Annotated in this window: 26 protein-coding genes, 1 pseudogene and 1 riboswitch; of the genes and pseudogenes, 24 read left to right on the forward strand and 3 right to left on the reverse strand. The window is 53.5% G+C overall.

The window, feature by feature from the left end; all coding sequences use genetic code 11:
* The 10 genes from K1I37_RS10615 to K1I37_RS10660 all read left to right on the forward strand — a co-directional run bounded on the left by K1I37_RS10615 (position 1) and on the right by K1I37_RS10660 (position 7,182).
* Complete coding sequence (locus tag K1I37_RS10615) at positions 1-627, forward strand: cytochrome (ubi)quinol oxidase subunit III (RefSeq protein ID WP_021294790.1); 627 nt, start codon at positions 1-3, stop codon at positions 625-627.
* A gap of 1 nt (position 628) precedes the next feature.
* On the forward strand, positions 629-952 hold the full coding sequence (locus K1I37_RS10620) for a cytochrome o ubiquinol oxidase subunit IV (protein WP_021294789.1): 324 nt from the start codon (positions 629-631) through the stop codon (positions 950-952).
* 31 nt (positions 953-983) lie between these two features.
* Positions 984-1,910 (forward strand): heme o synthase, encoded by a 927-nt coding sequence (locus tag K1I37_RS10625; protein ID WP_021294788.1) that lies wholly within the window; start codon positions 984-986, stop codon positions 1,908-1,910.
* Positions 1,907-2,173: a hypothetical protein gene (locus K1I37_RS10630; protein ID WP_021294787.1), complete on the forward strand. Its 267-nt coding sequence runs from the start codon at positions 1,907-1,909 to the stop codon at positions 2,171-2,173. Before K1I37_RS10625 ends, K1I37_RS10630 begins: the two co-directional genes overlap by 4 nt.
* A 7-nt stretch (positions 2,174-2,180) precedes the next feature.
* Positions 2,181-2,765, forward strand: coding sequence for a hypothetical protein (locus K1I37_RS10635; RefSeq protein ID WP_152498699.1), 585 nt, complete (start codon positions 2,181-2,183; stop codon positions 2,763-2,765).
* Positions 2,766-2,883: 118 nt separating this feature from the next.
* The gene (locus K1I37_RS10640) at positions 2,884-3,561 is read left to right on the forward strand and encodes a response regulator (protein ID WP_021294785.1); all 678 of its coding nucleotides are present in this window, start codon (positions 2,884-2,886) and stop codon (positions 3,559-3,561) included.
* Between the two features lie 110 nt (positions 3,562-3,671).
* Positions 3,672-5,156, forward strand: a complete 1,485-nt coding sequence (locus tag K1I37_RS10645; protein ID WP_021294784.1) for a PAS domain-containing sensor histidine kinase — start codon at positions 3,672-3,674, stop codon at positions 5,154-5,156.
* Positions 5,157-5,484: 328 nt separating this feature from the next.
* Complete coding sequence (locus tag K1I37_RS10650) at positions 5,485-5,916, forward strand: universal stress protein (protein ID WP_021294783.1); 432 nt, start codon at positions 5,485-5,487, stop codon at positions 5,914-5,916.
* 61 nt (positions 5,917-5,977) lie between these two features.
* Positions 5,978-6,907, forward strand: a complete 930-nt coding sequence (locus K1I37_RS10655; RefSeq protein ID WP_021294782.1) for an L-lactate dehydrogenase — start codon at positions 5,978-5,980, stop codon at positions 6,905-6,907.
* Positions 6,908-6,915: 8 nt separating this feature from the next.
* A complete protein-coding gene (locus K1I37_RS10660; protein WP_242215890.1) occupies positions 6,916-7,182 on the forward strand; it encodes a hypothetical protein in 267 nt (88 codons plus the stop codon).
* Between the two features lie 141 nt (positions 7,183-7,323).
* On the opposite strand, the gene K1I37_RS21530 is transcribed toward K1I37_RS10660, so the two are convergent.
* A complete protein-coding gene (locus K1I37_RS21530; protein WP_269078038.1) occupies positions 7,324-7,449 on the reverse strand; it encodes a hypothetical protein in 126 nt (41 codons plus the stop codon).
* A 114-nt stretch (positions 7,450-7,563) separates the two neighbouring features.
* A riboswitch (cyclic di-AMP (ydaO/yuaA leader) is annotated at positions 7,564-7,692 on the forward strand.
* On the opposite strand from K1I37_RS21530, the gene K1I37_RS10665 reads away from it, so the two are divergent.
* The 11 genes from K1I37_RS10665 to glnA all read left to right on the forward strand — a co-directional run bounded on the left by K1I37_RS10665 (position 7,693) and on the right by glnA (position 17,041).
* Positions 7,693-8,751, forward strand: coding sequence for a C40 family peptidase (locus K1I37_RS10665; RefSeq protein ID WP_021295523.1), 1,059 nt, complete (start codon positions 7,693-7,695; stop codon positions 8,749-8,751).
* A gap of 227 nt (positions 8,752-8,978) precedes the next feature.
* A complete protein-coding gene (locus K1I37_RS10670; protein WP_242215892.1) occupies positions 8,979-9,137 on the forward strand; it encodes a hypothetical protein in 159 nt (52 codons plus the stop codon).
* A complete protein-coding gene (locus K1I37_RS10675; RefSeq protein WP_021295521.1) occupies positions 9,134-10,834 on the forward strand; it encodes a recombinase family protein in 1,701 nt (566 codons plus the stop codon). Before K1I37_RS10670 ends, K1I37_RS10675 begins: the two co-directional genes overlap by 4 nt.
* Entirely contained in the window at positions 10,821-11,222 is a 402-nt protein-coding gene (locus tag K1I37_RS10680; protein ID WP_021295520.1) for a hypothetical protein, read from the forward strand. The genes K1I37_RS10675 and K1I37_RS10680 overlap by 14 nt, the downstream gene beginning before the upstream one ends.
* Positions 11,219-11,848: a GTPase domain-containing protein gene (locus K1I37_RS10685; RefSeq protein ID WP_021295519.1), complete on the forward strand. Its 630-nt coding sequence runs from the start codon at positions 11,219-11,221 to the stop codon at positions 11,846-11,848. The genes K1I37_RS10680 and K1I37_RS10685 overlap by 4 nt, the downstream gene beginning before the upstream one ends.
* Positions 11,829-12,449 (forward strand): hypothetical protein, encoded by a 621-nt coding sequence (locus tag K1I37_RS10690; protein WP_021295518.1) that lies wholly within the window; start codon positions 11,829-11,831, stop codon positions 12,447-12,449. The genes K1I37_RS10685 and K1I37_RS10690 overlap by 20 nt, the downstream gene beginning before the upstream one ends.
* Complete coding sequence (locus K1I37_RS10695; protein WP_021295517.1) at positions 12,440-12,649, forward strand: hypothetical protein; 210 nt, start codon at positions 12,440-12,442, stop codon at positions 12,647-12,649. The genes K1I37_RS10690 and K1I37_RS10695 overlap by 10 nt, the downstream gene beginning before the upstream one ends.
* 4 nt (positions 12,650-12,653) lie before the next feature.
* Positions 12,654-13,934 carry a GTPase HflX gene (gene hflX, locus K1I37_RS10700; protein WP_021295516.1) on the forward strand — a complete coding sequence of 427 codons (1,281 nt, stop codon included), beginning with the start codon at positions 12,654-12,656 and terminating at the stop codon, positions 13,932-13,934.
* Positions 13,915-15,192, forward strand: coding sequence for a methionine gamma-lyase family protein (locus K1I37_RS10705; RefSeq protein WP_021295515.1), 1,278 nt, complete (start codon positions 13,915-13,917; stop codon positions 15,190-15,192). The genes hflX and K1I37_RS10705 overlap by 20 nt, the downstream gene beginning before the upstream one ends.
* A 103-nt stretch (positions 15,193-15,295) precedes the next feature.
* A complete protein-coding gene (locus K1I37_RS10710) occupies positions 15,296-15,691 on the forward strand; it encodes a MerR family transcriptional regulator (protein ID WP_021295514.1) in 396 nt (131 codons plus the stop codon).
* Positions 15,692-15,703: 12 nt separating this feature from the next.
* Complete coding sequence (gene glnA / locus K1I37_RS10715) at positions 15,704-17,041, forward strand: type I glutamate--ammonia ligase (RefSeq protein WP_021295513.1); 1,338 nt, start codon at positions 15,704-15,706, stop codon at positions 17,039-17,041.
* Here the strand turns inward: glnA and K1I37_RS21860 are convergent.
* Positions 16,956-17,522, reverse strand: a complete 567-nt coding sequence (locus K1I37_RS21860; protein ID WP_081653988.1) for a phosphodiester glycosidase family protein — start codon at positions 17,520-17,522, stop codon at positions 16,956-16,958. The two genes, glnA and K1I37_RS21860, sit on opposite strands and share 86 nt — an antisense overlap.
* Before the next feature lie 965 nt (positions 17,523-18,487).
* On the opposite strand from K1I37_RS21860, the gene K1I37_RS10720 reads away from it, so the two are divergent.
* The 3 genes and pseudogenes from K1I37_RS10720 to K1I37_RS10730 all read left to right on the forward strand — a co-directional run.
* Positions 18,488-19,867, forward strand: a complete 1,380-nt coding sequence (locus tag K1I37_RS10720) for a DDE-type integrase/transposase/recombinase (RefSeq protein WP_021295220.1) — start codon at positions 18,488-18,490, stop codon at positions 19,865-19,867.
* A 5-nt stretch (positions 19,868-19,872) separates the two neighbouring features.
* A complete protein-coding gene (locus K1I37_RS10725) occupies positions 19,873-20,682 on the forward strand; it encodes an ExeA family protein (RefSeq protein ID WP_242216009.1) in 810 nt (269 codons plus the stop codon).
* Positions 20,683-20,795: 113 nt separating this feature from the next.
* Positions 20,796-21,710: pseudogene (locus K1I37_RS10730) on the forward strand (MFS transporter); the annotation flags it as partial.
* Between the two features lie 218 nt (positions 21,711-21,928).
* On the opposite strand, the gene K1I37_RS10735 reads toward K1I37_RS10730, so the two are convergent.
* On the reverse strand, positions 21,929-22,150 hold the full coding sequence (locus tag K1I37_RS10735) for a MerR family transcriptional regulator (RefSeq protein ID WP_242215893.1): 222 nt from the start codon (positions 22,148-22,150) through the stop codon (positions 21,929-21,931).
* Between the last annotated feature and the right edge of the window lie 82 nt (positions 22,151-22,232).

Genomic DNA, 22,232 nt, shown 5'->3' on the forward strand with positions numbered 1-22,232 from the left:
ATGTCCGCGTTACAACATGCCGTTACGGCTCATGCAGATACAGACACGCCATTGGAGTATCAAAATCCACATGAATCCGTGAAAATTACGGGCTTCTGGATATTCATGGCTACGGATATGTTGCTTTTTGGCTGTTTGTTTGCGACGTATCTGGTCTTGCGCACACATACAGATGGTGGTCCAACCGCCCACCATCTGTTCGATATCCCTGGCTTTACTGCAGAGACGTTCATTCTGCTGACCAGTAGCTTCACGGGCGGTTTGTCGACGCTCGCCATGCGACTTGGCAAACGCAAACAGGTCATGGCCTGGCTGACGTTGACGATTCTTCTCGGCCTTGCCTTTATCGGACTGGAAGTTCAGGAATTTGCAGCAGATGTCGCAATTGGGGCGACGATGCAGCGCAGCGCGTTTCTGTCGGCATTCTTCACGCTGGTCGGGACGCACGGGAGTCACGTGAGCATCGGCATTGTTTGGATGGTTCTGACGTTAATTCAGATTGCCCGCCGCGGTCTCAACCAAAAGACCGCGCGCAAGTTGTTCATCGTCAACTTATACTGGCACTTCTTAGATGTTGTGTGGGTCTTTATCTTCACAATCGTGTATTTGTCTGGGGTGGTGATGTGATATGTCAACGGTTCGAACGGGGGGTACGCACAAGTCGCATTCGCCCAAGTTATACATTCTTGGGTATCTTTTATCGCTTGTCCTGACTGCGATTTCGTTCGTGCTGGCGCTTACGCACAGCATGAATGTCGGTCCATTGATTGTCCTTTTGACCATCCTTGGCGCACTGCAAATTTTTGTCCAGTTGTTTTTCTTTATGCACATCACGGAGGGAGACGGACCTCCGTTTCACTCGGTGCTATTGTTGCTTGGACTGATTTTTACATTCGCTGTCGCCTTGATGTCCGTCTGGATTATGGCTTTTGGCACCAATGTGAGTTACTGAATGATTGTGTGGGGGAAAGGTGGAATCGGGCATGGGTTTCGCAAAGCAACCGTCGGTGACTGGCAAGTCTGAGGTGTTCGGATACCCAGACGTAAGGGCGGTGGCCAAAGCCTATATTGCTTTGACGAAGCCGCGAATTATGCTGTTTCTCTTGTTTACAGCCTATTGTGCGATGGTGGTTGCGCAAGCGGGGATTCCCGATTTGCGCACCACGCTCGTTGGGCTGGGGGGATTAGCGCTATCTTCCGGCGGCGGGGCCGCCCTCAATATGTGGTATGACCGCGATATTGACGCAGTGATGCACCGAACGGCGAATCGCCCGATTCCTTCAGGACTGGTGAAACCGTGGCACGCATTGGCGATAGGGGTCGGCTTAGGCGCGTTGTCTTGTGTCGTACTCGCGCTTTGGTGCAATTTACTAGCGACCAGTTTATCCATGGCAGGGTATCTGTATTACGCCGTGATTTACACCATGTGGCTCAAACGCAAAACGCCACAAAACATCGTCATTGGCGGTGGGGCTGGCGCTTTTCCGCCACTTGTCGGTTGGGCCGCGGTAACCGGGCATCAGAGTTTCGCGGCATGGGCGATGTTCGCCGTCATCTTTTTGTGGACACCGGCTCATTTTTGGGCGCTCGCATTGTACAAGAACGAAGATTATGCACGCGCTGGAATCCCGATGATGCCAGTGGTTCGCGGTGCCCGTACGACGAAGCGGCAGATGGTCATCTATACCGCGCTCATGGTCATGGCATCTTGGATTTTGGTCGGTGCGGTTCGGGAACAAGTATTTTACATGATTGCTGCCACGGGCATCGGCTGTGTATTTCTCCGATTGACCATTTGTTTGCTGCGTCGGCAAACAGATGATGAGGGACTGGCCAAACAGACCTTTTTCTTGTCGTTGATTTATCTCCCAGCGGTGTTTGCCGTGATGGTCGTGTGTGCCCTGTTATGAAACGGCCGACAGGGATGCGACTGGCACAGGCGTTCATTGGTGTAGCGTTGGTTAATTTTCTGGTGGGTGCAGTGCTTGGCGCGGTCTTGGCCAGTGCATTGCGCCTCGGCCCAGAACTGATGGCTATACATGGAGAGTTAAATCCATACGGATGGTTGTCGATGCTGATTTATGGCATGACCTATGCGGTGCTCGGGATGTTTACACAGTTGCGCCTTCCGTCGTCCATTCAGGGGATAGTGCACCTGTATTTCAAAGCGTAGTGTGTCGTTGGGGCAATGGTTGTGGGGACTGGGCGTCATTCTAGATGCGTACGGGCTTCTATCGCAGACGTCGGCTGTGACAGAGTGGGGTGTGCGGCTATTTGGAGCGTCCTTTGCGTGGTACGCTTTTTTATTTGTTCGCGGCACGCGGAAAAAGCGAACCGGCGCAGTCGGAAAGCCGAAGATTTCGATGGCGCTGCAGAGCCGCCTAGCGTGGGTCATCGCGTGGGCGTTTGCAGGTATTTTGGGCGTGTTGACCGTATTCGGCCTGAATCCAATGTCCTTGGTCGCTATCCACTTATTGTTTCTCGGTTGGGTAACGACCCTTATTTATGCGATTGGTTATGCGATGTTCCCACTGCTCTTGGGGAAACAGGCGCGATGCCAGAGGTCATCCATCGCGCAAGTCGTCACGTCGTCAGTCGGATCCGCTTTACTCATCACGTCCTTCTCAGCCTTTGGATTCTCAAGCATCGGGCGCTTTGTGTCCGTGTTCTTGACAATCGGTGGCGTTATCGCGGCCGGTGGTGCAATTTGGTTTATCATTGGACAAATACTGACACTGATACGATCGCGAAAATGGTCCGGTTGAACTATATGCAACGCGCGATGGTCACTGTATGCTTTAAAGTTATCGGGCGGTATGAAACGGTGAAAGATTACCCGGTCCTTTAACGCAGGGCAGACGGTTTGACAGGAGGATATGAAACATGGATGGGAGCGCGTGCGGGACAATCCGCATTATGGTAGTAGATGATCATGAGTTGTTTCGCAGTGGCGTGTGCGGTTTGTTAACGCGAATGGCCGGTATGGATGTGGTGGCAGAAGCGGAAAACGGTCATGTTGCGCTACAAAAATGTGCAGACTTGACACCTGATGTCGTGTTGATGGATATTAACATGCCTGTGATGGATGGGTTAGAGGCGACTCGGCAGATTAAGGCCGCGTATCCCAATATTAAAATTTTGATTCTGACCGTTTCGGATACGGAGGAAATGCTATTTAAGGCTATCAAATCCGGCGCATCAGGATATGTGTTGAAAAATGCGGAACCGGCAGCGGTCATTGACGCCGTCCAGCGGGTGAGCGCGGGTGAGCCGGTTATTCCGGGGAATCTGGCAATGCAAATCATCACTGAGTTCTCTCGCCCGCAAGTGAAGCAGTCCATCGCGTCGCACCAATTACAACCGCTCACGGAGCGGGAAATCGATGTCTTGCGTCAATTGAGTACTGGTGCGAGCAATCGCGATATCGCCCAAGCGCTGTATATTAGTGAAAATACGGTTCGCAATCACGTGCGGAACATCCTTGAAAAACTCCATTTTAAAAACCGGGTTGAAGCGGCAGCGTATGCGTTGAGAGAGGGAATTGTCGTCGACGGCGAATGACACGAATCTGTAATGAGCGATTCCCTTTTCCTGTGATATGATTAGCCCGTAATCAAAACATTGGACAGGTACCGATTGTAGCGGTACCGACTTAGAGGGGAACGCTTGCCTTGTTGCGACATCATCTCGAACTGCTTACGTCGATGCTGCAGGACATGGAGGGCGTCGAACCGATTGCCAGCGCGCTGCGTGAACTTGCCGACATCAATCATGCACTCGATGAAGCATTGATTGTCGCCGTGACCGACGTCCGTGGCAACATTACGTTCGCAAATCAGCAGTTCTGCAGAATCTCAAAATATAGTTACAGTGAACTCATCGGCGAGAATCATCGCATTATTAATTCTGGTTACCATTCCAAAGCGTTTTTTAGAGACATGTGGCGGACGATTGCCCAGGGGCGGATTTGGCGTGGTGAAATTAAGAACCGCGCGAAAGACGGTACATTCTACTGGATGGATACGACCATCGTACCGTGCATGAACGAAGACGGCAAACCGTATCAATACGTCGCGTTCCGCAATGAGATCACACAGCGTAAACTCATTGAAGAACGATTGGACACCTTGGTTACGACCATGCCGGACATCGTGATTTTTAAGGATGGGGAGGGGCGTTGGCTAAAAGCCAATCAGGCAGCGATTGACTTTTTCAAACTCTCCACCGTGCTGTACGAAGGGCGAACCAATGAGCAGTTGGCTGCAATGCCGGATACCTTTGAGCGGGGGCTGCGCTGTTTTGTCGAATCGGATGCTGAGGCGTGGCGACAGGGCAAACCCATTCAACTAGAGACCGATATCTTGATGGCGGATGATTCTGTTCGGACGTTTGAATTGACCAAGGTGCCGGTTTATCACAAACCGGGTGAGCGCAGCGGTCTCATTGTCATTGCAAAGGATATCACGGAAAAGAAGCAGACCGAGGCGTTTCTGCGCAGAGTGGACAAAATCTATGCCATTGGACAGATGGCTTCCGGAATCGCGCATGAAATTCGCAATCCTTTGGCAGCGATGAAGTGGTCGCTCAATGTCTTCACGATGGATCACCCTGAGTACAAAGACCAGTTTCAAGCCATATTGGGCGAACTATCGCGTGTGGACGGTATTGTCGGCGAGTTGCTGATGCTCGCGAAACCACAAGAGACGCGGTTTCAGAGTGCGCGTCTCGAGGAAATCTTAGGTGTGGTCATCACGTTGATGAGCAGTCAGGCCAAGCGAAACGAGATTGAGCTGAAGGTCGAGATCGAACCGGATCTACCGTATGTGCGGTGTGAGCCGAATCAGATTAAGCAAGTGCTCATTAATCTGATTAAAAACGCCATCGAGGCGATGCCGGATGGTGGCACCGTGACCGTGGAGGCCCGGCGACACCGTGCGAATGAGATTTTGATACGCGTTGCCGATGAAGGCGTCGGGATACCGGACCACGTCCTCTCCAGACTCGGCGAACCGTTTTTTACGACTAAAGAATCTGGCACGGGCTTGGGCATGATGGTGTGCCACAAGATTATACAAGATCATGCAGGGCGCATGGATGTCCACAGTGTGCTCAATCAAGGGACTGAAATTGTCGTGACGCTGCCGGCCGTCGAGTGACGGCTGGCGATTGCACCAGATTTTGTCTGCCTTTTGTGTTTCTCTTCGATGAACATTCACGAACCTCCACCATGATCCACGCACGACGATTTTCCGGAACACCTCGTGTTGCCATACCCAGGGTATCGTCTATCGCGCTAGTGCAACCGGACTAGTTCCTTTAGACCTGTGATGCGCCATGGAAATAGTCCAAGTTACCCCCGTGAAAGTAGCACATTTGTGTCTGATAGAATGACGAGTTTCCCTCGATAATGAAGCGGTAAGCGATGGGGACGTCGCCATTTTGCCGGCTGGTTGCCGGGGATACGAAAATCGGGGAGGAATCGTAATGAATAAAATCGTTTGGGCTACGGACGGATCAACCTGTGCAACTGCAGCAGGAAAGACTGTGATGAAACTTCTGGACGCGTTTCCAGAGTCGACGGTTACCGCTTTGTATGTGATACATCCGCAGTATGTCGGTACTGGGATGGGCATTGTTCCGGAAGTCGCAGATGCCGGTTTTGAGGCGGTTGCCAAGGGGTTGGCGCAGGCGATTGACGAACAATTTGAAGCGTATCAAGGGCGTGTTCAGTTTGTTTCCGAGTATGGATCCCCGGCGATTGTGATTTGTGAGTTTGCAGCGAAAGAAGACGCCGACCTCATCGTGTTGGGGAGTCACGGGTATGGTGTTGTCGACCGCTTGTTACTGGGAAGCGTCAGCAGCGGCGTGGTTCACCGCTCGCCTATTTCGACGCTCGTCGTCAAGGAACGAGGCTGAGCGGTTTTGGTAGGTGCGCCCATGGGGTAATGGGGAATGATGCGAGGAAGGAGGCATACATGTGCAAACCATCGTCAAACCGAGGAGAATTGCTGTGGTGGGGGCGGGGGCAGTCGGATCGACAACTGCCTACACACTGTTCCTGCGCGAACGCGCCACGGAGATTGTCCTCGTGGATAACAATACCGACAAGGCCAGGGGTGAGGCGCTCGACATGCAGCACGGGCGGCCATTTGCCGGTGGTGTAAAGGTCTGGAGCGGGGATTATCGAGACTGTCAAGATGCAGATATCGTGATCGTCACAGCGGGTGTCTCGCAACAGCCAGGTGAGACGCGGCAGGCGTTGTTGGCCCGAAACGCGACGATTGTGCAGCATATCGTTCAAGAGGTGACGCGCTACAACGAAACGGGGATCTTGCTCATCGCGACCAACCCGGTCGACGTGCTCTCCTATGTCGCGTGGCGGACGTCTGGGTGGCCGACTCAGCGCGTCATCGGATCCGGCACCGTACTCGACAGCGCCCGCTTTCGCCATTTACTGGGCGAACACTTCGCAGTTGATCCGCGCAGTGTACACGCCCATGTGATTGGTGAGCATGGGGATACGGAGGTGCCCGTGTGGAGCACGACGAACGTCGCCGGCGTGCCTGTTGAGTTGCCTGGTACGCAAAAGGCAGATATCTCTGCAAAGACCAGGGATGCGGCGTACGATATCATCATGGCGAAGGGCCATACGAGTTACGCGATTGCGCTCGCACTCGATAGAATTTGCGCGGCCATTTTGCATGATGAACACGCTGTCCTGAATGTTTCCACGTTGTTGTCCGATTATCATGGGGTGTCTGACGTGTACATGGGCGTCCCCTGTGTAGTCGGGCGGCAGGGGGTTGAGCGAGTCGTGACACTCCCCCTCGCGGACGCGGAACTGCGAAACTTTCGCCACTCGGCGCAAACACTCGCTGCCCGGATTCGCAGCGTGACGTCTGAGTGAGGCCGGGGATGGCTCCCCTGTATGAAGAGAAGAATGGTCAGCGAACGACGCTCCCCCGGGGGCTGATGGCGCAAGGAAACGGTCGCGCGTCCGGGGGACGATGGTGCCTAGTTGAGGTGCTTGAGGTGCTTGAGGTGCTTGAGGTGCTTGAGGTGCTTGAGGTGCTTGAGGTGCTTGAGGTGCTTGAGGTGCTTGAGGTGCTTGAGGTGCTTGAGGTGCTTGAGGTGCGCGCACATGTCTTAATAAGACACGCGTGCTTCCTTCTCGGCACATAAGGCATGAAATTTGCACTAAATTCCGTTTTTACGACGTTATCGGGCAGCTTTTGAGTAGATAAGGTATTTGGCGTGTCTTAAACCGGTCGATCCTATGAAAAATCCGAAAATAGGGTAGATTCCTTGTCTTATCTGCCCACGCTACAGTGCGCGGCTGGCGAACACGAATACTCGATCCCGCCATCCACCAGCGTTCCTTCGAGGCATCCCATCCGCCGCCGTCCACGTCAGCCCGACCATCGCAGCAAAATCCGGCCACCATTTCATCCAGCTCTACCCGCGTTTTCCCCTAAATGCCACCAAGTCCATCCAGATGTTTCCCACATCGCCATCATTCTTATAAAGAAGATACATAGATTCCATGGTAATCTAATCACCGAGGAACAATATCAGCCGAATCCTGGCTAGCCAGGTACGGGGGACGATTTTCATGGGGTTAATGTGCGTTGCACACGGGCAACTCCTGCCCGCACCCGTCAACTAACCTCGGAGGCGTAGGAGGCTATCATAGTGAGAGCAAAAGCAGTCGTTTCAGGTTTGGCAGCCATGGCAACTTTATTGCCACTCGGCCTATCTTCGGTGGCCATGGCAAGTACGAATTCCGCATCGACCGTCAGTATCAAACACAATGCGTATTTGATTACGGCGCCAAAGAGCGGATCGACCAAAATTGCACTGGAGACCACTGGAACGAAGCTGACGGTTTTATCAGGTGGCAACAGCTATTGGTATCACGTCGAAGACGCCAAAGGGCGAGATGGCTACATTACGACGAACACGTACTATACCACGGAAACGTCATCGTCAACGGCGACGACCAGTTCGTCTGCGGCAGCGTCTAGTAGTTCAACCGTAGCGTCAACCGCGACAAAGCCGTCGACCTCGAGTACGAGTACGGCCTCGTCAACGACAGGGAAACAGGTCGTGGAAGTGCTTCACAACGCGTACCTCGTTTCTGCGGCAAAGTCCGGTTCTAGTCGAATTGAGCTGGAGCAGACGGGCACTCAATTGACGATTCTCTCCGGTAGCACGCAGTATTGGTGGCACGTCGAGGCGCCGTCCGGCAAATCGGGGTATATCACGGCGAACAGTTATTACACCACGACGACGAATCCCTTAAATGTGCAACTGCCGCCAGGGGTGACATTAGATCCAGCCATTACGCCGATTGCATCGGTGGATGCCTCAGCGGATGCGAAGTTCCAAGCGATTCTGAAGGTTGCGGAAAGTAAACTAGGGACGCCGTACGAGTTAGATCACAACGAAGACCGCGGTCAAACCGGCTTTGACTGCTCGAACTTCACCGCGTACGTCTATCATCACGCGCTCGGGTATATCATTTCGACGTCGTCGAAGACGCAGTATACATCCGTTGGGACGAAAGTGGCCATTGCCGATATGCAACCGGGCGACCTTCTGACATTTGACGATGGTGGGCACTCGGGTATCTATATTGGGAACAACCAGATGATTCAGTGTGGCGGAGGACTCGGAAAAGTGGGGTATTTGAGTGTTGCGCCGGGATCGTATTGGTACCAGCACCTCTCGGCAGTGAAGCGGATGTATTAATCTCGCGGTCCACGGTTGTACATATGGACTTTGGACATCGGATAGGACGGGTAGGCGCATCGGCGTCTGCCCGTTTTGTCGTTTTATGGCGAATTTTTGCGGTTTGTCCGCATGTCGGTTTCGCATACACATCCTCCGAGACGATACCTTTGGGGGGATGGCGAGTGGGACGACGCAATCCGAACCAGCTTACCGTAAAACCGGTTTACAGGGGCGATGGCAGCACGTTGGAATCGCGTCTTCTGGCGGTGGCTGACGTCGTGGTGTCCATTCTGGCCAAAGCCACAGCCAAAGACGCGACACCGAAGGACGCTCAGTGCGCGGCCGCGGCAGGGGACGATGAAGCGCCGGCAGAGCCCGTGCGTTGGCCGGGAGGACAATTATGATTACGTGGGCGATTCAGCGGGACGCAGAAAGCCATCCTCTGCCGTCCAAGGCGGAGCTCACAGAAATGATGGAAACCGTGAAGGCTGTGATCTATGCGCGTGTATCCACACAGGATCAAGCCCGGCACGGGTATTCTCTCACATCACAGGTCGAGCGCTCGTTAGCGCTTCTGCAGTCGAAGTACGGCATCGTCGAAGACCAGGTCATCGCGGTGGTGGAGCAAGGTGAGATGGGGGATGATCCAAATCGTCCAGCCCTGCATCGGGCGCTTTGGTTGATTGAGCAGGGGATTGCTTCAAAATTTGTCGTCTTGCACCCGGACCGACTCGCGCGCGATTTGCGGTTGCAATTATCCATCACGGAGCGCATTTGGAATGCCGGATGCGATATCGCATTCGTCGAGATGGATGTAGATCCGAACAATCCAGAGTCCCTTTTGTTCTACAACATCCAAGGCGCGATTGCACAGTACAACAAGGCGAAAATTTTGGCGAACTCCAGGCGCGGGCGCCGGACCAAGGTGATGAACGGCAAGATTCCGGGAATCCGCAGGATTTACGGATACGATTTCGATAAGACACAGGACATATTGGTGGTCAATGAACGAGAACGCGACGTCTACTTGATGATGGTCGATTGGATATTACACGGCAAAGATGGCCGGCAGATGAATTTAACCGCAGTGGCCCGTGAACTGTCCGTGCTCGGAATACCCGCACCAAGTGGAGATAAGTGGTATCAAGCGACGGTCAGTCGCATCCTCAAAAATCCAGTGTACATGGGCACGTTTTATTATGGGAAGACGGAGTATCGCCAGAAAGCTGGCCGGACGGAAATTGTGCGCAAGCCGCCAGACGAGTGGCAGGCGGTCACCGTGCCTGCGTATATCGACGAAGATACGTACCTCGCGTTGCAGACGCGCATTCAGAGCTTCGCGCGTCGCGGTCGCGGTGCGCCCCCAAAATCCTCCTATTTACTGAAAGGGCTTGTTCGCTGCGGACGCTGTGGTGCCGCAGTCGTCGCTGGCGCGCCTTCGCGCGACAAACGCACGAACGAGCCGCGCTACCACTACTATGTATGTTCAGGCAAGAGTCGCAAGATTTTTGAAGTCGGCAGCGGCAGACCGGTTTGTGCCTGTCGGGGGCGAAACTGGCGGCAGGACGTCGTCGACGACTACGTTTGGCGCTGTCTGTCGCGACAACTCGTGCGCCGACGACATGTTCTTTTGCAGTTGTGGACGGCGCATCAGGACGGCGGCCGCAGCGATGCGCTAGTCGCGTCGCGCAAGCGCGTGGAGGAGGCCGTGAAAGCGCGTCAGACGGAGCGCAAGCGTTGGCTTCAACTCGCCGCGAAGGGTCGCATTGACGAGCACGAGTTGGCTCAGGCAGTCGATCCACTGGAGCGCACACTCAACGACCTACAAGCGAAACTCGCGGAAATCGAGGGCGAATTGGCGACGTTCGAGCGCGCTCGCGAGGCAGCCGGCAGTGACACCGAACTGCTCGCGTGTTTCTCAGAATATCTGGAACAGCGGATAGATGACGCCGACAAAAAGCGCCTGGCCGATTTGTTGATAGACCATGTCGTTCTTTACGACGATGCCATTGAGATTTATCTAAATTGGTCTGATTCGACGGATACCTGCGGCCACGGGTCTAATAATTGCAACACTGGTCAAGGGCATGGAGGATTATAAAGACCAATTCATCGTCATTCTCGCGGGCTACGAGGCGGAGATGGATTGGTTTTTAAGTACCAATCCAGGACTCCCTAGTCGCTTTCCAATTCACATTCACTTTCCGGACTACGACGCTGAGACGCTCTTTCACATTGCCAAGCGCACGGTGGCGGGGCGCCAGTATCGGTTGAGCGTGGACGCGGAAATCAAGCTGCGCACGCAAATTCGTCAAGCGCTGCAGTCCTTGCCTCGTGGTGAACCATTCAGCAACGCGCGCTGGGTGCGAAATCTGGTCGAACGGGCGGTACGGCACCAGGCTGTACGCCTATTCGAGGTAAATAGCCCAAAACGGGAGGAACTGTTGACGCTACAGGCGGCAGATTTCGTACAGGAGGCGAGCAGATGAGTACAGAAGGCTTGGTCATCGGCAGGACGAATGCCGGCAAGACGTCGTTTTGCCTTCGGCTCGCGCGAGTCCTAGGAATCCGTGAATTGAATTGGTTGGTCGAGCGCACCGATGGCGTGACACAGCGTCGACGGATGAACGTCCGCGAGGCGGAAGAGATTCTCACCTCAGGCGACGCGCACCAGACGCGCGAGCTCCAAACGTTGATTTTGTCGGTGCCGCGCGGGAAGGCCGATAGAGTCATTCGCGTCACCGATACTGCGGGTCTCGCCGACGGGCTTCACCAGGACGCGGCGGTCCGCAAAGCGATGGCGCAGACGCTGAGATCGATGTTGCAGGCGCGCGTCGTCTTCCACGTCATCGACGCCGCGTCTGTGGGGCAAGCACTGAAGCGGGCTCGCGACGTCAGCGCGTTTCACCTCGATTATCTAGATGAGCAGATGATTGCACTGGGCAAATCCCGCCAGACGTATGTCGTGCTTGCGAGCAAGATGGATCTTCCTGCCGCGCGGGAAGGGTACCGCTGGCTGCGCCAACATCTCGACAAGGGTTGTGTCGTGCCGATTTCCGCCCGCGAAGGAACCGGATTCCAAGAGGTGAAACGACATGTTTGGCGACTGGCCTAACTTGTTGCTGGCGTTTGGCGCGATGTTGTTTGCAGGGGCCGCGGTCAAATTGATGGATGACGCGCTCGACATTGACTACGACATCTGCCGCGGCCGCCGCACGCTCGCGGCCCGTTTAGGGCGCGCGTGCCTTCCGTACAGCCTGGTCGTCTTTGGCATCGCCATGATGCTCAATCGCGACGCGGCGTTTGCGGTATTTCTCAGCAGCTATGCCGTCGGGATGTTCACGCGTATCCACGAGAGTCTACCGAGCCGTGTCCCCGCGTATGTCGAGATTCTTATCGCGGTCTTGTTGCTGGTCGTTTTGGTGGGGTGGAGACACGCTCTGTGGGGGATGGCGGTGATGAGCATGATTGACTGGCTGGACGACGTCATGGACCGCCGCAAGGACTTGGAGACGGGGCAGGCTAACGTCGCCATCCGATTTGGCTTGGTGGAGACGTTGGTGGCCATTCTCATCGCCTTTTGTCTCGCGTTATACGCCGAGGTGTTTTGGACCATCCTAGCCCTAATCGCACTCGTCATTCTCAGCATCGTGTTTGATACGACGACCACGAAAATACTGGAGACTGAAGAAGAGGAGTGGGATACATGGTCGTAATGTTGTATGTGGCAGGTCTTCTATTTACCTTTTTGATTGCGTATGCATTGGGACGTGTGGTTGGTTTGTCGCAAGGCCGGCGCAAGGCAGAGGCAGAGGTGCCGATTATGTTGCGGTCAGTATATCAGCTTGAATCGCGCTGTCCGATTTGCGATGATGGACGGGAGTACCTTGCGTGCGATTTGCAAAACCAGGGGTGAGTTCGTGCAGGAGCAAGCATACAGAGTCATTTTAGCGATGTGTCAAGTTGGCCAGGAGTCGGACGAACGCCTCGCCTACCGCGAAGCGGAGCTCACAGGCCTCTGTGAAGCCGCGGGCGGATCAGTCATTGGCGTGATGACGCAAAAGCGTGCACAATTGGATGGAAGGACGTTTTTTGGATCCGGCAAGTTAGAAGAGCTGGCGGACTTGGCCACGGTGAATGAGGCGGACTTGGTGGTCGCAGACCGCGAGTTGTCACCTGCGCAAATTCGCAACCTGGAGCGGGTGTTGCCATGTCGAATTATCGATAGAACGCAGCTGATTCTCGACATTTTCGCTCGCCGCGCGCAGACGCGCGAGGGCCGGGTGCAAGTGGAAATCGCGCAGTTAAACTACTTGATGCCGAGGCTCACTGGCCGCGGCGTTGAACTGTCGCGGTTGGGTGGCGGCATTGGCACCCGCGGCCCCGGTGAAACCCAGTTGGAGCTCGACCGTCGGCGCATTCGCACGCGCATGACACATTTGCGCAAGGAACTTGCGGCCGTTGAACGGCAGCGGGAGACGATGCGAGGCAAACGGCGACGTGGCGTGCCTGTCGTCGCCCTTGTCGGCTATACCAACGCCGGTAAGACGACGGTGCAATCGCGCTGGGTGCGCGACAAGGCGAACATCGAGGTGCCAGAAGGGCAAAATCGGCTGTTTGACACGCTTGATCCGACCGCGCGCCAAGTTCGCACCAAGCTTGGTAATGAGTATGTGGTCGTGGATACCGTCGGCTTTGTGGAGGACCTTCCGCACCACTTGGTGGACGCGTTTAAAGCGACGCTCGAGGAGACCAAGTACGCCGATGTCGTCGTGGTCGTCGTCGATGCCGGGCACGAACCCCAGTCACACCTGGAGACGACCAGACGGGTACTTCGCGATTTGGGGGCACTGGATAAACCGGTCGTCACCTTTTTCAACAAGATGGACATCAGTCCGAACCAGCCAGGGCCAGACGTGCACGCGGTGGAAACCTTGTATGGCTCTGCAGTAAACGATTCACTGGAACCGCTCTATCAGACGGTGGAGCGCTTGTTGTCTTTAGATGAAGTACGGGTGACATTGCACACGCATCCCAACGATTTTATCTGGGACAAGCTGCTTCGCAACGGGCGAATTGAATCCGCAGATCCGGTTTCATCCGACGAGTGGCTGGTGACGGCGATTACGAGCCGCAGGGATGCACATTTATGGCAGCAACAACGGCAAGACGGGAGTGCACATGAACCACAAGACCATTGAATATATCAGACAGTGTGAACGGGAAATCGGACGAGCGCTCGAGCAAGTCGACGCGGTGGCGCTCGCCAATCAGGAGCGCGTACTGGAGGCGTTTTGGCAGCATCGCATCTCGCAAACCGACCTGCTTGGGTCGACCGGCTATGGCCTGTCGGACGACGGGCGCGACAAGTTTGAGGCGGCCTTTGCCGATGTATTCGGCGCACAGGGTGCACTGGTTAGGCCACAAATCGTCTCCGGTACACATGCGCTGACGCTTGGCATGTTTGGGGTCCTGCGCCCTGGCGACGAAGTACTGTTCGCCACAGGCTCTCCGTACGACACGTTACATGGCGTAGTCGGCTTGCGAAGTGAGAAAGGCAGCCTCGCGGAGTGGGGCATTCGCGCCAAGATTGTGGATTTGTCCGCGGACGGCGAGATTGACGTCGAAGCGATTCTCCGCCACTTGGGCGAACATACGAAATTGGTGATGTTTCAGAGATCCCGCGGCTACGGAGACCGCAAAGCACTTTCGATTGAGGCGTTGGGGAGTGCCTTTTCAGAAATCAAGGCGAAGGCCCCTCATGCGCTCATTGGCGTGGACAACTGTTACGGCGAATTCGTCGAAGCGCAGGAGCCGTCCCATGTCGGCGCCGACTTGGTGATGGGGTCGCTGATTAAAAATCCAGGCGCGGGTATCGCGCCGACAGGCGGGTATATCGCAGGATCATCCGAGGTCATTGAACAGGTGGCCGCGCGTTTGGTGGCACCGGGCACGGGGGCGGAGTATGGGCCTACGGGTCCCTATTTGCAGTTGTTCTATCAGGCGCTCTTCTTGGCGCCACACGTCGTCGCCCAGGCAGTGAAGGCGTCGATATTATTTGCACAGGCGTTGCAGGGACTGGGATACCGAGTGTCACCGGGGCCTACAGAGCCGCGATCCGACCTGATTCTCTCCGTGGAACTTGGCAGCCCGGACAAGCTGCTCGCATTTTGCCGAGCCGTTCAGCGTGCAGCTCCGATTGACGCACACGTTCGACCTGAGGCAGATGCCATGGCCGGTTATGCCGATGCGGTCGTGATGGCTGCAGGGACGTTCATCCAGGGCGCCTCCCTGGAACTATCCGCCGACGCGCCCATGCGCCCGCCCTATACAGCCTATGTGCAGGGGGGCTTGACCTACGAGCACGCGGTGATCGCGCTTGGCAAAATCCTGGAGCAACTCGCGCCAGAATTGACGGGAATGGATCGACCGATTCAGGTGATTTGTCAGGAAACATGATGGATCCGGTTTTGCTGTCAGAAAAATTGACGTAACACTCTTGCCCCTTTCTCACTCACGTGCTACGATGTCAAAGAAGCGCCAGTGAGATGGGGGCAGCGCCATGGATTTGAACGACAGACGTCAACTGCCACTGTTTTCTATCGGAACAGTCCAAAAATTGACGGGGCTCAGTGCTCGTCAAATTCGTTACTATGAAGAGCACGAATTGATTCAGCCAGCGCGCACATCGGGCAAGCAGCGCCAGTTTTCGTTTGCCGACGTCGAGCGCTTGATGCTGATTCGCCAGTGGTTGGATGAAGGCCACAACATGGCCGGCGTCAAACGCAATTTTGAAGAGATGGAACGCCGTCGGGCGCATCCGAAAGATTCGCAAAAGAAGGATTTATCGGATACGGAAGTGTATAAGTGGTTAGAGCGCGAGATGCTTGGCACCCAATCGAAGTCTTCGGAGTCGCTATTCCAGGGCGACCTCTCGCGATTCTATCGAAAACGTTGATGGAGGATGAACATGCGCAAACAGTATACCAAGGAAGAAATCTTGAACCACGCAGAGTCCAGTAACGTACGCTATATCCGTCTGCAATTTACCGATTTGCTTGGTATTGTCAAAAACGTAGAAATACCAGTAGATCAGTTGGGCAAGGCGCTGGACAACAAAATTATGTTTGATGGCTCGTCCATCGAAGGTTTTGTCCGGATTGAAGAATCTGATATGTACCTCGTGCCAGATTATTCAACCTGGTTAGTTTTCCCTTGGGATACGCCGCAGGGGAAGATTGCGCGGTTAATCTGCGATATTCACCTTCCAGACGGGACGCCGTTTCCTGGGGATCCGCGTTCGGTCCTGAAGCAAACGGTCGAGCGGGCGAAAGAGCTCGGGTTTTCGTCGTTCAACGTCGGTTCTGAACCTGAGTTTTTCTTGTTCAAGATTGACGAGAACGGGAATCCAACGGACCAGGTCAACGACGAAGGTGGATACTTCGACTGGGCGCCTTTAGATCTCGGTGAAAACTGTCGCCGGGATATTGTGCTGACCCTCGAACACATGGGTTTCGAAGTGGAAGCGTCGCACCATGAGGTCGCGCCTGGACAACACGAAATTGATTTCAAATACACGGATGCGCTCGAAGCAGCCGATAACATCGCGACGTTCCGCTTGGTCGTGAAAACGGTCGCCCGTCAACACGGCTTGCACGCGACGTTTATGGCCAAGCCGGTTTATGGGATCAACGGTTCAGGCATGCACGCGCATTTGTCCTTGTTTAAGGAAGACGGCAATGCCTTTTATGACGAGTCGGACGAAATGGGCTTGAGTGTGACGGCGCGCCACTTTTTAGCAGGCATCCTAGAACACGCGCCCGGCTTTACCGCAATTTGTAACCCGACCGTGAACTCGTACAAGCGCCTAGTCCCTGGTTACGAGGCCCCGAGTTACATCGCGTGGAGTGGCAAAAACAGATCTCCCCTCGTCCGCGTCCCCGCTGCCCGCGGTCAAAGTACCCGGATTGAGGTTCGCAGCCCAGACCCGACCTGTAATCCATATCTAGCAATCGCTACGCTGTTGGCGGCTGGACTTGACGGAATCGAACGGAATTTGCCATTGGCGCCGCCGGTCAATCGCAACATCTACATTATGTCCGACGCTGAGAAAGAAGAAGTCGGCATTCGCAGTCTGCCACCGACCCTCAACGATGCGATTGATGCGTTGGCGAAGGACGAGGTACTTCGCGAGGCGTTGGGGCAACACGTGCTCCTTCATTTCATCGAGGCGAAGAAAATTGAGTACAACATTTATCGGACGCAGGTGACAGAGTGGGAGAAAGATCAATATCTCCACTTGTATTAAGGTCGTGATTCATTAGACGAAAGGGGTGGCCGTTGGGCTGCCCCTTTCTGCGTGGTACGCCAATCCTAGCTTTAAATCTATGATGGCGATTCATGCACCTTACGTACCTTAAGCGTAGATTAGAAATGAGGTAGGCATCTTTTTTTTGTCCCGATACATCGAGTAATGTGTTGATTACTTTCTTTTTATAATACATTGTGCAATTGGATCTGGTAGAAAGTGTCGCAGCAGTGACGGCACCATATTTCAACATTAAATTTTTCATGTCCAGCAGGCTAGGTCCAATGTTGGTTTTACCGTTCGCTTCACGTCCATCTGTGACAACAAAAATTAATTGTCCATCCGATGTTTGACCGATTGCACCATAGTAAACAAGAGAGAGCAAGGAGACAATTATGGAGAGAAGTACACTAGGAAACCAATCAATGCTTTGGGCATTGGGCTTAGCCGGCTTTTTGGTGAACGCGGATAGCCGGGCCATCGCACCTATGCTCCCTGATATCGCCTCTTCACTTCACACAACCACATCATCAGCGGCACTTCTCGTAACCTGTAGCCGCTCACGCTTCCTGACGGAGGATGGGCGGTCTTTTGTTATCTGAAGTGGCGGAGGATTATGCGGATGATTGTCGTATGGATCGTATGATTCTACCGACAGTCATAGGAGGAGCGCATAAAAGAAGAGAGACTTCAGGTTTGGCCGCCTCGTCTCTCTTCCCGACTGGAATGCGTTTTAAACGCTTTCCATATGGACTATGCCATCAGCATACGTGATTTCATTTGAAGATGTCCAGTCCTATCTTGCGTTTTGTGAGCAGGAGGATGTTTCTAGTATCCGTCCACAAGCGTGTAATCGCTGTGGTGCGAATACACGCCTCAATCGGCACGGGGTTTACCGAAGACCTGTGTGGTGCCACGAAGGTCGCTGTCTGATTCCTATCTTTCGATTTCAGTGTCCGTTGTGTCTGAAAACAGTCAGTGTACTGCCTTCCTTTATTGGTCGCTATGAGCGTTGCACATGGGATGTCCAGGAAGATGTTCTCATGGCTGTGGATGAAGGAAACTCATGTGAGCAGGCGGCTGAACAAGTGGCTCCGCCGATAGGCCCTCTTTCATCCCGCACGGTGTGGCGGTGGACAGTTCGTTGGCGCGGATGGTTGCACGATGTAGAGGCGTATTTTTGGCAATGGCTTATTGAACGTGATCCAACCTTGGACATCCCCCGGGGCCGCGACCGTCCGAAAACACAGCTTGCCTTGCTTCAACGAGTTTGGAACCAGGTTGCGTCAATGTGCGTGAACGCTCGCCTGTTTCATACCCTGTTTCGGATCGGAACGTCCCCAGGTTTGTTTACCAAGTAAAGTTCCCCACAACATATGTCTATGGAGCCTGTCCTCAGTTCCCCGGAAAATGGACACATCCCACCATTGAAGGAGGAACCATGGAATGGATTTGACGTTGAGAGAGCAAATTGCGTTATTTCGGTACAGTCTGATTTCACCCGTTGTAAGTCGGCAGACGCCGATGACACCGGGTGAGCTCGGTGCGTTATTAAGAGAGGTGAGCGCACGAGACTACGATATTCCTGGGAGTACACAAACACAGGTAAGCGTGCGGACGCTTGAGCGGTATTTGGCTGCGTACCGCAAGGGCGGTTATGATGCGCTGAAGCCGAAAGTCCGCCAGGACAAAGGGCTGACCAAGCTGTCCACTCCAGTCTTACAACGCGCTTCGGAGCTTCGCCGTGCAAGGCCAGAGCGAAGCGTGGAACAGATTATTCTACTGCTTGAGGCCGAAGGGATTGCACAGCCAGGGTCTGTCGCAACGAGCACATTGGCCAGGCACCTAAGGCAAGCAGGGCTCAGTCGCCGCGATGTGCTGATTGTTCCGCAAAACAAGGGTACCTTTCGGAGATTTGAAGTAGAGGACATTCACCTTTTGTGGCAAGCGGATTTTAAGCACGCCTTATATCTTCCAGACCCAAACAATCCGGGACGGAAGAAAAAAGCGATCTTATTTGCCATCCTTGATGATTACAGCCGAATGATTGTTCATGCACAGTTCTATTGGGATGAGCAGATGCCCCGTCTAGAGGATAGTTTCAAGAAAGCAATTTTACACCACGGTGTGCCCGAAAAACTGTATGTCGATAATGGAGCCGTCTTTTCGTCCCACCACCTCAAGCGCATTTGTGCAAGGCTTGGCGTCAGTCTCTCACACAGTAAGCCCTACCGCCCTGCTGGTCGTGGGAAAATTGAGCGGATATTCCGATTCCTTGACACAAGCTTTATCCCGGAGGCGTATGAAGCCGTAGCTCGTGGTGATGTAGAGACTCTAGAAGAGCTCAATGAAGTATTTCACACTTGGGTAACTGCATTCTACCATGTGAGAAAACATGGTAGTACGGGTGTGTCACCGCAGGAACGAGTGGCCGCTAGTGAGAGAAAGACAAGGCGCATCCCGGAGGCAGACTTAAACGAAATTTTCTATTGGCAAGAGGAACGGAAGGTGGACAAAGCAGGGTGTGTTTCTTTGCAAGGAAACCGATTCGAGGTGGATAGCGAGTTGGCGAGGACGACCATCCAATTACGCTACGACCCATTCGATTTGTCTACCATTCAGGTGTGGACAGGCGAAAAACGATGGCCGGATGCAAAAACGATTGATTTGACCCATCCCTATGACCGGCGTGTACACAAGGAGCAACAGCCCACCGAAGATGATATAAGGCCTGGTGTGAGCCTGTTTGATGCACTGAAGGAGCGGAAGAAGCAGCAAGCTGAGGGCCTGAAATTCTCTACAACGATGGATGGTGATGCACAGTGACACCCATGGAGAAATGGAACTGGAGCAACGAACCATTTCGTAGGGACGTGACGGTGGATGGACTGTTTGAAACCGGGGGCCACAAAGAAGCAATGGCGCGGCTGCATTATGTGCTTGAACACAAATCTCTGGGCCTGCTCACTGGTGAAGTAGGCAGCGGCAAAACGACGCTCATCCGGAGGTTATTAACCGGTTTGGATGAAATGAAATTTCTTCCTGTTTACATTTGTGTACTCGGACTGAAGCCGAAAGACTTCTACGCAGAGTTGTTGTCCTACATGGGTGAGGCCATGCCGTTTGGGCTAAGCAAGGCTAGGAAGCTTTGGCATGAGCGGATTCAAGGACAAGCTGGTATGGAGCGGGGATGGGTCGTTGTGATAGATGAAGCGCAGGACATGTCTGAGGAGATGATTCAAGAACTTCGCTTTGTACGAAACCAACAGATGGATGCGAGTTCCCCGTTTCCACTCTTACTCGTTGGCCAACCAGAGATGCGCCGCAAGCTTCGGTTGAAAAAGTATGAGGCCATATCTCAGCGGATAGAGATGGCGTACCATTTAAGTGGCATGACCCGTGAGGAGTCAACGGAGTATATTCGACACCAAATGAAACAAACCGGGGGCAATCTGCCCGTGTTTACGGACGCCGCGATGCAAATGATTCATGCGGCCAGCAAGGGAATACCACGGGTGGTGAATCAAATGTGTACGCAGGCGCTGTATGATGCAGCCGCAAAAAACAGCGAGGCAATTGATGAGAGCCATGTAGGGCGGGTTTTAACGGACCAGGAATGGCAAAGAGGAAGCGCGGGCTGAGTGATTGACGGCGTAGCACTCAACTACATGGCAGACTGACGTTGCAGCCGCTCCGCCAATGGCGGTAAACTAACCACCGACAAACAGCGTGAGCGGCTACAGTAACCGCGTACTCCATACCCTACGGTTTATTTCAATTGGTTTACGCGCCAATTGCAGAGAAAATCGGGAAGATGAGTACGATATTGTTGGCACTGTGTTTGTTCGGTTTAGGAACGATTTTTTGTGGGATTATTCATATCTTCTCGTGGCTGTTGGTCTTGCGATTTATCACAGGCATGTTCGCTGCAGGCATTATGCCCACGACACTTGCACAAATCGGAGATCGATTTGAAATTCAAAGGAGACCGGAAGCCATTGCCTTTTTTATGTCGTTTTCGACCTCCGGTCAAGCAATGGGTGTCGTTATTGGCGGATTGGTGGCCCAATTCTTTACTTACCGCATTTTGTTTCTTGTCCTTGGTGCGGCGTGCATTCCGGGAATACTCTTATTGATTCGTGAACGCCGGGAACGTGAGTCATTGGAGGGAGCACAGCCTACACCTTTTCTTCAGAGGTACCGGATGTTGTTGGGAAACCGTCGTTCTTGGATGATCTACGGATTAGTCTTCTGTGAAGGTTTAATTTTTTACGGAGGGTTTACCTTTCTCGGGGCTTACGGTGTGTCGGTCCTTCATCTGTCCTATCTGGTCATTGGATTGTTGACGGCAACGTACAGTGTTGGAGGATTTGTCGGAAGCCGGACGATCACCTCTGTGTTGAAGCGGCTTGGCACGTCTATGATGCCAGCGTTTGGCGCGCTGCTGATGATAGCCGGGTTTGGGGTAATATGGAGTTGGGCAAGTGTCATCACATTGACGATGGGGTTCATTATTCTTGGGTTTGGATATAGTTACTGTCACTCCACATTACAAACGTTCGCTACTGATTTATTACCGAATGGACGGGCCACTGCTGTTTCGTTTTTTGCGTTTTCACTGTTTCTCGGCAGTGGATTGGGGCCAGTTCTAATCGGTAGGGTTTTTTGATCAATTTGGGTCAAGGGTGATGCTCGGTTCTCTTACCGTCGGGATGGCGATATTTTTTCTGCTGTGCACGGTATCGTTTCTGAGATTCCGAACGGCGCACGGTACTGCTCGGAAAACGGGATGAAGGCGCATGAACATTTTATTTTGGAATTACGACAGAAGGGCAAGAAGAAACTCCAAATCAGCCAATGGCAGGCGATTTGGAGTTTCACGCGCGCTTATTTATCCACCGGATCGCAGGCTGTATCGGTTAAGTCCGGATGGAGAAAAATATCATTGTAATGGTCAATTTTATAATCAATTATTCGTTGTGTCTCTAGTAAACGGTCAATTTCATTTTGTATGTTTTTCTTGTGTTCCACGAGCATCGAGATTCTCTGAGGGATTGAGGTGGTACCGCCTTCGGCAAGCTTGTGGTAATCCTCCTCACGTGTTACCACGGTACGATAACCCCTGTGCCCACTTAAATCGGTAGCAGTAAACCCCGGATCTGCCGAATTAATCTTGATGTTCGTATCTCTT

This window comes from Alicyclobacillus acidoterrestris, from assembly GCF_022674245.1.
GTDB lineage: Bacteria > Bacillota > Bacilli > Alicyclobacillales > Alicyclobacillaceae > Alicyclobacillus > Alicyclobacillus acidoterrestris.

What these genes read in the sequence shown, in the direction of transcription:
- K1I37_RS10615 (WP_021294790.1), top strand. Translation starts at nt 1, where the DNA reads ATGTCCGCGTTACAACATGCCGTTACGGCTCATGCAGATACAGACACG.
- K1I37_RS10620 (WP_021294789.1), top strand. Translation starts at nt 629, where the DNA reads ATGTCAACGGTTCGAACGGGGGGTACGCACAAGTCGCATTCGCCCAAG.
- K1I37_RS10625 (WP_021294788.1), top strand. Translation starts at nt 984, where the DNA reads ATGGGTTTCGCAAAGCAACCGTCGGTGACTGGCAAGTCTGAGGTGTTC.
- K1I37_RS10630 (WP_021294787.1), top strand. Translation starts at nt 1,907, where the DNA reads ATGAAACGGCCGACAGGGATGCGACTGGCACAGGCGTTCATTGGTGTA.
- K1I37_RS10640 (WP_021294785.1), top strand. Translation starts at nt 2,884, where the DNA reads ATGGATGGGAGCGCGTGCGGGACAATCCGCATTATGGTAGTAGATGAT.
- K1I37_RS10650 (WP_021294783.1), top strand. Translation starts at nt 5,485, where the DNA reads ATGAATAAAATCGTTTGGGCTACGGACGGATCAACCTGTGCAACTGCA.
- K1I37_RS10660 (WP_242215890.1), top strand. Translation starts at nt 6,916, where the DNA reads ATGGCTCCCCTGTATGAAGAGAAGAATGGTCAGCGAACGACGCTCCCC.
- K1I37_RS21530 (WP_269078038.1), bottom strand. Translation starts at nt 7,449, where the DNA reads ATGAAATGGTGGCCGGATTTTGCTGCGATGGTCGGGCTGACGTGGACG.
- K1I37_RS10675 (WP_021295521.1), top strand. Translation starts at nt 9,134, where the DNA reads ATGATTACGTGGGCGATTCAGCGGGACGCAGAAAGCCATCCTCTGCCG.
- K1I37_RS10680 (WP_021295520.1), top strand. Translation starts at nt 10,821, where the DNA reads ATGGAGGATTATAAAGACCAATTCATCGTCATTCTCGCGGGCTACGAG.
- K1I37_RS10685 (WP_021295519.1), top strand. Translation starts at nt 11,219, where the DNA reads ATGAGTACAGAAGGCTTGGTCATCGGCAGGACGAATGCCGGCAAGACG.
- K1I37_RS10690 (WP_021295518.1), top strand. Translation starts at nt 11,829, where the DNA reads ATGTTTGGCGACTGGCCTAACTTGTTGCTGGCGTTTGGCGCGATGTTG.
- K1I37_RS10695 (WP_021295517.1), top strand. Translation starts at nt 12,440, where the DNA reads ATGGTCGTAATGTTGTATGTGGCAGGTCTTCTATTTACCTTTTTGATT.
- K1I37_RS10705 (WP_021295515.1), top strand. Translation starts at nt 13,915, where the DNA reads ATGAACCACAAGACCATTGAATATATCAGACAGTGTGAACGGGAAATC.
- K1I37_RS10710 (WP_021295514.1), top strand. Translation starts at nt 15,296, where the DNA reads ATGGATTTGAACGACAGACGTCAACTGCCACTGTTTTCTATCGGAACA.
- glnA (WP_021295513.1), top strand. Translation starts at nt 15,704, where the DNA reads ATGCGCAAACAGTATACCAAGGAAGAAATCTTGAACCACGCAGAGTCC.
- K1I37_RS21860 (WP_081653988.1), bottom strand. Translation starts at nt 17,522, where the DNA reads ATGGCCCGGCTATCCGCGTTCACCAAAAAGCCGGCTAAGCCCAATGCC.
- K1I37_RS10720 (WP_021295220.1), top strand. Translation starts at nt 18,488, where the DNA reads ATGGATTTGACGTTGAGAGAGCAAATTGCGTTATTTCGGTACAGTCTG.
- K1I37_RS10725 (WP_242216009.1), top strand. Translation starts at nt 19,873, where the DNA reads ATGGAGAAATGGAACTGGAGCAACGAACCATTTCGTAGGGACGTGACG.